Below are 8,682 nucleotides of genomic sequence, written 5' to 3' on the forward strand. Positions count from 1 at the left end.
AAAAGCCGCCCTATCAGAATGTCGGACAGGTGAAAGCCCAGGAGGCTGCATTAGCGGTCGGCGGTAAGGTTGCAATTCCTGACTTTACCGAAGAGGAAATGGCCAAGGGCCTGACGGACTGGAACGATCTGGAGCAATCCCGGGGCAGAAAAGAAACCCAGGCTCAATTGGTCGATAAGGTTCTCCGACCGGAGAAATACAAACCAGCTGAACTCGACAATCAAAAGGTTGTCGATCTCTCTTTGGAAAAAGAACAGCAACCCGCCAAGAGCCCTACTCCGAAACGGACCAAGGCCAAAAGCGCCGGAATGAGTATGTAATCTCCAAAAGCACAATAATCCCCCTGCCTGTTCCAAAAGGCAGGGGGATCACTATCGGTAAAGGCTACTGAAATGCCCTCAAAAAAACTTGTTCCTGTAATTTCTCATATACTTCCGCAAGAGCGCGACGGCATAGATTTCATCGCGGATAAACTAAAAATCACCCGGTCGCAATTTATCAGAAGAGTGATGACAGGAAAGGAACTTCCCGACCATCGTCGCAATGAAGACATCAAGGATCTCGTGAAGATCAATGGGGATCTGGCCAGACTTGGCAACTTGCTAAAACTCGCCCTCGATGATGGCGACTTTGAAGCCAACCAATACAACAAGGGGTTGGATGTTCCGAGTTTGATCAATCAGATCCGGAATACTCAAAGAGATCTGAAAACCAAAATCAAAGCCATGAAAAGCTAGAACCAGGCACAGCATGATTTCCAAGCGCGTAGAACGCAGATCACAAGACAATTTTGGACGATTGGCCGAGTACCTGGCTGCAGCTAAAGAAAAAGGTGAAAAGCTCGATGATCTCTGGATTGTTGGTAGTGATGCCGGCACGACAATTGAAGATCTTGATCTGGCCATTATGGATATTGAGGCCACACAGGCGCTGAATACCCGGGCCAAGACAGATAAAACCTATCACCTGATTGTCTCCTTCAGGAATGATAAGCCCTCAGCTGAAGCCCTGCGTGATATCGAAGAGAACTTTGCCAAGGCGCTCGGGTTTGAAGAACATCAACGGGTTGCCGCAACACATATCAATACCGATAACTTTCACATGCACGTTGCATATAATAAAATCCATCCCAAGACACTACGCTGCCACACTCCAAGCTGGGATTTTCCAAAACGGGAAAAGATCTGTCGTGAGATGGAAAAGAAATATGGCCTCTCGATCGATAACGGTATTCCGGACAAAGAGAACAAGAAACAAATCTCAACCAGATCCCGGGACTATGAAGCCATAACCTGGGAACAGTCCTTTGATGGGTATGTCAGAGATAACAAGAAGGGACTAAAAGCCGTTCTGGAGCAATCCAAGGGATGGCAGGACCTGCATAAAGGATTTGCTGATTTTGGAGTGCAGCTCAAGTTAAGAGGGAATGGCCTGGTAATTACGACACAAGACCGAAAGACCGGCATTAAAGCCAGTGCAATAGACCGAGCCTTTTCCAAAGGGTCCTTGGAGAAAAAATTAGGTCGCTTTGAAAAGCCTATAGCTGAAATCAAACAGATCAAGCCAAGCAGTACCTATCGAAAGAAGCCTATAACATCACACCCGAAACAGGATAAATACTGGAACAGGTATCTCGGCAAGAAGCGGGGGAAAGATAGCCTCGCCCTCAAGATGTATAAGAACTGGCGGGAGTTTCTTGCGTTGGAAGCCATGAGCGATCCAATGGCCATGGCCATCATCATCTATCATAAAAAGCTGCTGCAGATACCTGAAAAGGTTGTCGCACAATTCAAACCCAAAGATAGAAAAGACAGAGGCCGAAGCCTCTAAAAGAACAAGCCGTACCCAAGAGGTACGGCTTGTTCTTTTACCTCGAAAGGCTGACTTACAATCAAAAAGTCGAGGAATTATCCCATCTCGGCCTATTCCCATCAAGCAATACTGTTCTTGCAAGCGTATCTTCGGAAAACTATATTATTTATATGAACAAACAGGACCATATAATGCAGGATGATTTCCCAATAGAAGCCGGCTTGATGCGGGACCCGATTACGGCCCCCAAAGATCTGCTGAAGGCTGGTATTGATATCTACTACGGAGATGATCGCTACCCAGATCCTGACACCTTCATCAAGGAAAGTCCGGACGGCACCAAGACGCTTGTAAAATATAATGGCAGCGATTGGGATACGATTAAAACTCTATGAGCAAGCGCCTCTGGATTATTGCTGGCCCCAACGGTGCCGGGAAAAGCACCCTTGTTTCAAAATACAATCTGAACCAACTTCCCGTTTCAAACCCGGATGTGATTGCACAAAGACTTTCACCATCTGCGCCTGAAGCTGCGATGGTTCAGGCTGGCCGCCAAGCTATCAAGGAAAGATCTCTACACTTCACAAAGGGTAATTCGTTTATCCTGGAAACAACATTTTCAGGAAAAACAGCGATCTCGACTATCAGCAATGCACAATCAAAAGGCTACAAGGTCAATCTTGTTTTTGTCGCCCTCAAATCATCAAGAGGTTCAATGCTCAGAGTTGACACAAGGGTAAGAAGCGGTGGCCATTTTGTTTCTGCAGAAGACATTCAGCGGCGCTATACCCGGGCCAGTGAAAACCTCAAAAAAGCAATCCCTATCGCAGACAGAACATTCATCATCGATAATACTGGCCAACGTCCTTTTTTGATTGCGAGGCTCGAAAAGGGCGTGGTCAAAAAAGTAAGGTCACGTATCCCTAAATGGATTGATGAGCTTTTACCACTGCTTAAAAAGCAACAAGGCTTATCCCGTTAAAAATATCCTATGGTATCGTTTTGATATCGTCCCAGGATGTCGTGTATCGCGGGGAAACCATCCTTTGGCGCATCTTCCAGTCGGTTGACACACCCGAAGCCGCAAAACGCACAGTATCGCGCCCATGGTCTTTATTCAGCTTGTCCAGCACAGTCATAAGTGTTTTCGACTTCCCTGTGTCGGGTTTAAAGAAAAAATCCTTCTGAGTGCAATCAGCATTAACAAGCCCATCGAGAAAGACACCAGCCTTTTGATATTTCAAACCCGGCCTGTAGATCTTTTTCAGGCACCACCATGCAGCTTTGATAATCAAGGCTGTGTCATTAGTCGCTTCTGGAAAAGCCACTGTGTGGCTGTTGGAATAATACGTTTGAGCGTCACCCTGTGGGCTTGTCCTCAAGAACGTGGTCAAGGTATTGGCTGCAAGGCCCTGCTTGCGCATCTTCTCCCCTGCCCGGGTTGCGTAAACTGCTACTGCTTCTTGGATCCTTGGATACTTATCCTGGTACTGGCCGAAGCCACGCGAGACCATGATCCCCTTTTTAGCCGGTGCGACTTCTTCAAGGTCGAGACAAGAGATACCGTTCAGCTCGTACACCATCCGCTCTAGGACAACAGAAAACTTCTGCCTGATCTTTTTGGGATCTGCCCGGGATAAATCCAAAGCATTATAAATTCCAAGTTCCTGCAACTTTGGATCAAGGCGTCGAGAAATGCCCCAGATATCAGCGTTCTCGATTTTCTGAAGCTGCTCTGCATCACCTGCCTCAAGTTTGAATACCCCATTGTACTGCGGGTTTTTCTTGGCAATCCGGTTGGCTATTTTTGCGAGGGTCTTGGTTTGAGCGATCCCTACACAAACTGGCAAGCCGGTATCCCGCTTGGTCGTTTGCTTTATCTTTTGGCCAAGATCGAGCAATTCGTCAAAACCAGACAGATCGAGAAAGCTTTCATCAATTGAGTAGATTTCTAGCCTCGGTGTGAACTGACGATAAACGGATACGGCTCGGTCTGACATATCACCATATAGGGGATAGTTGGATGAAAAGACTTTCACCCCTGCCTTTTTCAGATCGGGTAGCACTTTGTGAAACAATGCCCCCATTTTGAAACCGAGGCCTTTAGATTCCTGACTTCGAGCTATTATACAGGCGTCGTTATTGCTCAACACGACAACAGGAACGCCTTCCAGATCAGGTCTAAAAACCCGTTCGCACGAGACGTAAAAATTATTCACATCCACAAGGCCGAACCAGCTGTCACTCAAGGCAGTTGATCACATTGGTAACAACGCCCCAAATCTCCAAGTCTTGTTCATCTGAAATGGTAATCGGGCGATACTGGTTATTCTCTGGCATAAGACGGATTACACCATGCTTTTTGTGGAGCCTCTTGACGGTTAGCTGTCCGTCCAGAACTGCGATAACTATCTTTCCATGAACCGGCTCAATTGAGCGATCTACTACCAGCATTCCCCCGGGCATGATACCAGCTCCAATCATTGAATCACCCGATACCTTCAAAAGAAAAGTCGCATGGGGATGCTGGATCAGCCTTTCATTAAGATCCAATCGACCTTCCATGTAGTCTTCAGCAGGGGAAGGAAACCCGGCTGGAACTTTTGATGCGTAAAGCGGCAGGGGCATGTGGGATGCCCTATTAATTTGCCCGATATATAAAGCAATGCTCATGAATTTGGCCTCCATCACCAAAAAGAACATATAGGGAACAAATTAAAAAAGAGTCAAGCACCAGGTCATAAGTAGAAAAATTCCGTTGAGCATCGAAGATGCAAATAAGGCTCTTGCGTAAAGCAAGCAGGAGGAAAGTGAATCACTTTCCATGTCCTGCCCTCATTACCTCATAGATAGAGTGAGACGAAATTTTGAAAAACGCTCTTAAAACATAGATTTTTATAGATTTTCATGGATACACTTGGTTAAATAAAGACACTCATGGATATTTAAGGATTTTGGTGGATTTATGGAGCATACTTTTCAGAAAATGAAATGGGGTAAATCCAAGTATGAGATACACACCCTAAAATCAGAAATTCTCACAGGCTTATCGCGCGGGGAAAATCTTAGTGAAATTTACCGCAACCTTAAAAGCCAGGGTAAGGTAGGAAGTTCGTTACCAACATTTATACGTTATGGGAAAAATATAAAAATTGAGTTTTATAAGAAAATGGCTGAAATGCCGCTGACTGAAACACAAGAAGTCGAAACCGATATCACTGATCTGGATATCCTCATCGTTTCAGAAAATATCTCAATATTATAAAAGGAAATTTTATGGATAAAATGAATTGGGGAAAGGCCAAATTTGAAATCTCTTGCCTGAAGGGAGAAATTATTAATGGCCTTCAGAGAGGGGAAAATCTCACAGAGATACACCGAAACCTAACCCAACAAGGGAAACTCCGTGCGGCCAGAAGTACCTTTATTCTACATGCAAAGAAAATTCAGGATGTTTATGAGTTGTCACCAAGCAGCCCTAATGCTGTTGAACAGATAAAGAAACCAGTACAACAACACAGCCAGCCATCTTCTCTAGGGAAAAAATTCACCCACAACCCTATTCCAAAGAATGTATGGGATGAGGACTAATGTTCCCAGAGACGCCAATTTCTTAACCCTGAAAATAAGATGACCCTACGCGAGAAAACGGCAGGGTCAAAATTTAACGGATTCAAAAGTTTAATTTCAAGCACACACCTAGACCTGCAACCCGGCCCATGCCGCCCGTGTTTGTTCGTGATCTACCAGCTCTTCATCCGCCAGCCACTTCTCGTATTGAACAGGTTCCATAAAGGTAAACCGGGCGTCATGGCCAAGACGCGCAAGGGCCGTACGGGTCCGGTCAAGCATCGCCGAATGAACCTTTACTGTACCAAAAGCAGCAAAATCCTGCGGTCGATATTTCTGAAGATCTCGATCAGTTTTGAAGCGGAGAAAAATTATATTATCTGGTTTGTCTTCTAAGCTGAGGAAAGAATCAATAATTCTTAAAATAGTTGCCTCTACCAAGGCGTCCAGTCGCTTGAGTAGTTCTGCTATATCTTCTGGCACTCCTCTCGGACGGGAGCCATCTTCCCAATACTGGACAGTTCGTTTCTGAACCTTCGCCAGTCCGGCAATGTCCTGTTGAGAAAGCCATAGGCTCTCCCGGAGAGTTTTGAATTCTGCAGGTGTCATATTAATCTACCCAAATTCTACGATTTTCGCGAACGATCTCTTTTCCTGTGTAGCCCTCGAAAGTTACAAAGGCCCATTCTTCAAAGGCAATCAATTCGCTGTCGCTAATATTTTCGTAAACATAGGTGCGGCCATCTTCGAATATAACCACATCATTACCAGAAAGGCCGGGAACTTCGGTGCCAGATTCAATAGTGTACTTGTGGGAGAGTTTAAAATCAGTCATTTGTTTTGCTCCTAAAGCCTGCAATGACCTCATGTCATCGCTTTATGGTTTAATTATAAAGGCTACCATATCGTTCGTCAATGACGAACAATATATATTTACTGTATTTCAACATTTAACCCTTTAATAAAATCAATCCACTCAAGAACAGTTGGCCAAACATCCACCAGACAGAAGGCAATAGGATCCTCAGTAATTTGGTCATCCTCCCAATACTCACACCTGAACCGGGGCAAAGATCTAAAATCGCGTAGATTCAAATCGCTATAGTCAATTCGTATTCTGATCACAGTTCCATTTTCAAAAGTATACATCCAGGAAGGACAGGAATCATTTCTCCAAGAACAATCAACAAACCCCTCTGGAATTACTACATCGAGACAAAATTCAGGGAATTCAGTTTGATAGGTCATTATTTTATGCCTCATTCTGCCAAGCTTGCCGGGTACAGTTAAATACAGAAGCGTTATTCAGCCGGGACATTAAGCTGGCATGGGCCAACGCTTCATCTTCTGTTTCAAAATCGGCAACACATTCAGGCAAACAGATATTGTTGTTAATCTCGCATACATAGACAGACCAAAATTCAACTGGCCCATCTTGCAAGGAAGAAGTTCTTAAAATGTCAGAAGATCCATCCGAGTTTGCAACTTCGTAACAAGCAGCAATTTCAATTCTATCAAGCATTCTATGACCCTTTATCATTTTGAAATGTGAAACATTTCTCCTGACGTCAGGTAGTTTGGGGGAATTTTTGATAAACAAGGACCGGAGGAAGCGAGGGGGATCACCCACCTGGAGAGTAGCGGAAGGCTGGCCAGGTACTGGCCAGTGATCGTGAAACGATTATGGGGATACGCTTCCGGAGTGACGCGCCCAGGGCGCGGCAACAGCGTAGCGTGGTCCTATCAAAAAGGGCCTTTTTCAAAGGCCAACGCGCCCCCGAAGGGGCGCTAAGGTCGATAGACCGGATAGGGAATCAGCTTGAAATTGGATGGCGTCAATTGGGAATTGGAATCGTGTCCCCATGCAGCTTGAAATACATTAACCCTACAAACAAAAACCCTAACGTTGCAGCCGCACTTAACATAAAGAAAGCAAAGCGTTTAGGCTTTAAATCTCTCATAGGCCCCGGACATATAAAAGTGGTCACAATTCCAACCAAAGAAGAAAGGATCACCCACATAAATCCAGTATACATTAGGCTGGATAGCCCTTTACCCAAATTATGTAAGGACAATAAGAGCAGTAAAAAAAAGAAAATCGACCAATATCTGTTTATAGACATATAATAAAACCCTTAAAATCATCCATTTAATGTTTTTTGGAATAAACGGTACTCATCCTTTGATAAAACAGCTCTTGTTGACGTAAAAGAGATAATCCCCAAAAGAGTATACCCACTAATAATCGAAATCATTAGAATTATAAACAAGCTTGATGGCACTTTGATCACAAGCAAAAATCCAAGAGCAGCCTGCCACATAATAAGGCTGAATATTAGCAGTAAGACATACCCTGACCGTCTTATATATTTAGAAAAGTTATTATTTTTCCTTTCTTCAATCATTTCTAGAAACGCCTCTCTCCTTAAATTTTCACTTCTTATCTCGATGCCTTTTTCATTACCATTTGTTGAGATGTTAAACATAAGAAAGTTCCTTAAATTTGAAGATAATAATTAGCTGAGTTATTCCATTGCTTGGCATTATCGGCGGCTAATCCTCCCCCCTCTTATCAATAACAATAATGACGGTTGAAACCCCTGTGCCGCTTTCTTTAAAACTACCTGCAGGAAGCTCTATTTTCTGCCCGTCAAGATCCTCAAACCAGTTTTTGAAAGCGGTTGATTTTTTATCCGAGCGATAGAAAGGAGCTGGCGACATAACAGAAACCAGACGGCCACCCGGTACCAGAAAATCAAATGCCTTTTTCACATGATCTATCTCTTGAAGATTTTCAAAAGGCGGGTTCATGACGATACGGTCATAAATCGGGTCGATAGCTTCCTCAATAAAGTCATCAGCAATAAGAATATGGCCTTTGAGCTGCAGGATCTCGCGCAATGAAGAGGAAATTTCGCAGCAATCCACGCTCTTGCAGATCCCTTTAATCCTATCCGCAATAGCCCCACTGCCCGCCTGTGGTTCAAGGCATTTATGATCCGGGTTGATGTCGGCCAGTTCCAACATCCTATCAACGATCAGATCCGGTGTTGGGAAGAAGCCAGGAATTTTTGAAAACAGAAGTTTTTCTTCCATTTTCCGGATTTTATCCGTTCGTTTTTCCTCTTCGGATTTACCCTTGATTAGCTCCCAGACAGCCAGAGCTTCCGGAGTGTTTATGGACGGCTGACCAGTTCCAATGGGCGTATCATAATATCCACAATGGGAACTATCCATTTTCTCGCCGACCAGCTCGTAAACCGCTTTCTTGCTTCTAATGCCTTTCAGGACTTCCGGAAC

At 44.4% G+C, this 8,682-nt stretch carries 14 protein-coding genes and 1 pseudogene; 7 read left to right on the plus strand and 8 right to left on the minus strand.

Annotated features, from left to right (window positions below):
* The 5 genes and pseudogenes from B152_RS23615 to B152_RS0112840 form a co-directional block, all read left to right on the plus strand.
* Positions 1–320: pseudogene (locus B152_RS23615) on the plus strand (hypothetical protein); the annotation flags it as partial.
* Positions 321–392: 72 nt separating this feature from the next.
* Positions 393–737, plus strand: coding sequence for a plasmid mobilization protein (locus B152_RS0112825; RefSeq protein WP_020592831.1), 345 nt, complete (start codon positions 393–395; stop codon positions 735–737).
* A gap of 13 nt (positions 738–750) precedes the next feature.
* On the plus strand, positions 751–1,830 hold the full coding sequence (traI, locus tag B152_RS23620; protein WP_020592832.1) for a TraI/MobA(P) family conjugative relaxase: 1,080 nt from the start codon (positions 751–753) through the stop codon (positions 1,828–1,830).
* Between the two features lie 173 nt (positions 1,831–2,003).
* Positions 2,004–2,207, plus strand: coding sequence for a hypothetical protein (locus tag B152_RS26020; protein WP_157231081.1), 204 nt, complete (start codon positions 2,004–2,006; stop codon positions 2,205–2,207).
* Complete coding sequence (locus tag B152_RS0112840) at positions 2,204–2,794, plus strand: ATPase (RefSeq protein WP_020592834.1); 591 nt, start codon at positions 2,204–2,206, stop codon at positions 2,792–2,794. Before B152_RS26020 ends, B152_RS0112840 begins: the two co-directional genes overlap by 4 nt.
* Positions 2,795–2,801: 7 nt before the next feature.
* Here B152_RS0112840 and B152_RS0112845 read toward each other — a convergent pair whose 3' ends face one another.
* Positions 2,802–4,061: a Y-family DNA polymerase gene (locus B152_RS0112845; RefSeq protein ID WP_026261537.1), complete on the minus strand. Its 1,260-nt coding sequence runs from the start codon at positions 4,059–4,061 to the stop codon at positions 2,802–2,804.
* Positions 4,054–4,485 (minus strand): LexA family protein, encoded by a 432-nt coding sequence (locus tag B152_RS0112850; protein ID WP_026261538.1) that lies wholly within the window; start codon positions 4,483–4,485, stop codon positions 4,054–4,056. The genes B152_RS0112845 and B152_RS0112850 overlap by 8 nt, the downstream gene beginning before the upstream one ends.
* A gap of 292 nt (positions 4,486–4,777) precedes the next feature.
* Between B152_RS0112850 and B152_RS0112855 the strand changes: the two genes are divergently transcribed.
* Both B152_RS0112855 and B152_RS0112860 read left to right on the plus strand, forming a co-directional pair.
* Positions 4,778–5,077: a hypothetical protein gene (locus tag B152_RS0112855; protein ID WP_020592837.1), complete on the plus strand. Its 300-nt coding sequence runs from the start codon at positions 4,778–4,780 to the stop codon at positions 5,075–5,077.
* An 11-nt stretch (positions 5,078–5,088) separates the two neighbouring features.
* Complete coding sequence (locus B152_RS0112860; RefSeq protein WP_020592838.1) at positions 5,089–5,403, plus strand: hypothetical protein; 315 nt, start codon at positions 5,089–5,091, stop codon at positions 5,401–5,403.
* Between the two features lie 108 nt (positions 5,404–5,511).
* Here B152_RS0112860 and B152_RS0112865 read toward each other — a convergent pair whose 3' ends face one another.
* The 6 genes from B152_RS0112865 to B152_RS0112895 form a co-directional block, all read right to left on the minus strand.
* Positions 5,512–5,991 (minus strand): helix-turn-helix domain-containing protein, encoded by a 480-nt coding sequence (locus B152_RS0112865; protein ID WP_020592839.1) that lies wholly within the window; start codon positions 5,989–5,991, stop codon positions 5,512–5,514.
* 1 nt (position 5,992) lies between these two features.
* Complete coding sequence (locus tag B152_RS0112870; RefSeq protein WP_020592840.1) at positions 5,993–6,217, minus strand: hypothetical protein; 225 nt, start codon at positions 6,215–6,217, stop codon at positions 5,993–5,995.
* Positions 6,218–6,315: 98 nt separating this feature from the next.
* The gene (locus tag B152_RS23630; RefSeq protein WP_157231082.1) at positions 6,316–6,630 is read right to left on the minus strand and encodes a hypothetical protein; all 315 of its coding nucleotides are present in this window, start codon (positions 6,628–6,630) and stop codon (positions 6,316–6,318) included.
* Between the two features lie 4 nt (positions 6,631–6,634).
* Positions 6,635–6,904 carry a hypothetical protein gene (locus B152_RS0112880; RefSeq protein ID WP_020592842.1) on the minus strand — a complete coding sequence of 90 codons (270 nt, stop codon included), beginning with the start codon at positions 6,902–6,904 and terminating at the stop codon, positions 6,635–6,637.
* A gap of 619 nt (positions 6,905–7,523) precedes the next feature.
* On the minus strand, positions 7,524–7,868 hold the full coding sequence (locus B152_RS0112890; RefSeq protein ID WP_020592844.1) for a hypothetical protein: 345 nt from the start codon (positions 7,866–7,868) through the stop codon (positions 7,524–7,526).
* A gap of 67 nt (positions 7,869–7,935) precedes the next feature.
* Positions 7,936–8,682, minus strand: a 747-nt coding sequence (locus B152_RS0112895; RefSeq protein WP_020592845.1) for a DNA methyltransferase family protein, incomplete at its 5' end; no start/stop codon positions are given.

It is taken from the genome of Kiloniella laminariae DSM 19542 (genome assembly GCF_000374005.1).
GTDB classification, from domain to species: Bacteria; Pseudomonadota; Alphaproteobacteria; order Kiloniellales; family Kiloniellaceae; genus Kiloniella; species Kiloniella laminariae.

Coding starts and splice junctions, on each gene's coding strand:
- B152_RS0112825 (WP_020592831.1), top strand. CDS start 393: ATGCCCTCAAAAAAACTTGTTCCTGTAATTTCTCATATACTTCCGCAA.
- traI (WP_020592832.1), top strand. CDS start 751: ATGATTTCCAAGCGCGTAGAACGCAGATCACAAGACAATTTTGGACGA.
- B152_RS26020 (WP_157231081.1), top strand. CDS start 2,004: ATGCAGGATGATTTCCCAATAGAAGCCGGCTTGATGCGGGACCCGATT.
- B152_RS0112840 (WP_020592834.1), top strand. CDS start 2,204: ATGAGCAAGCGCCTCTGGATTATTGCTGGCCCCAACGGTGCCGGGAAA.
- B152_RS0112850 (WP_026261538.1), bottom strand. CDS start 4,485: ATGAGCATTGCTTTATATATCGGGCAAATTAATAGGGCATCCCACATG.
- B152_RS0112855 (WP_020592837.1), top strand. CDS start 4,778: ATGGAGCATACTTTTCAGAAAATGAAATGGGGTAAATCCAAGTATGAG.
- B152_RS0112860 (WP_020592838.1), top strand. CDS start 5,089: ATGGATAAAATGAATTGGGGAAAGGCCAAATTTGAAATCTCTTGCCTG.
- B152_RS0112865 (WP_020592839.1), bottom strand. CDS start 5,991: ATGACACCTGCAGAATTCAAAACTCTCCGGGAGAGCCTATGGCTTTCT.
- B152_RS0112870 (WP_020592840.1), bottom strand. CDS start 6,217: ATGACTGATTTTAAACTCTCCCACAAGTACACTATTGAATCTGGCACC.
- B152_RS23630 (WP_157231082.1), bottom strand. CDS start 6,630: ATGACCTATCAAACTGAATTCCCTGAATTTTGTCTCGATGTAGTAATT.
- B152_RS0112880 (WP_020592842.1), bottom strand. CDS start 6,904: ATGCTTGATAGAATTGAAATTGCTGCTTGTTACGAAGTTGCAAACTCG.
- B152_RS0112890 (WP_020592844.1), bottom strand. CDS start 7,868: ATGTTTAACATCTCAACAAATGGTAATGAAAAAGGCATCGAGATAAGA.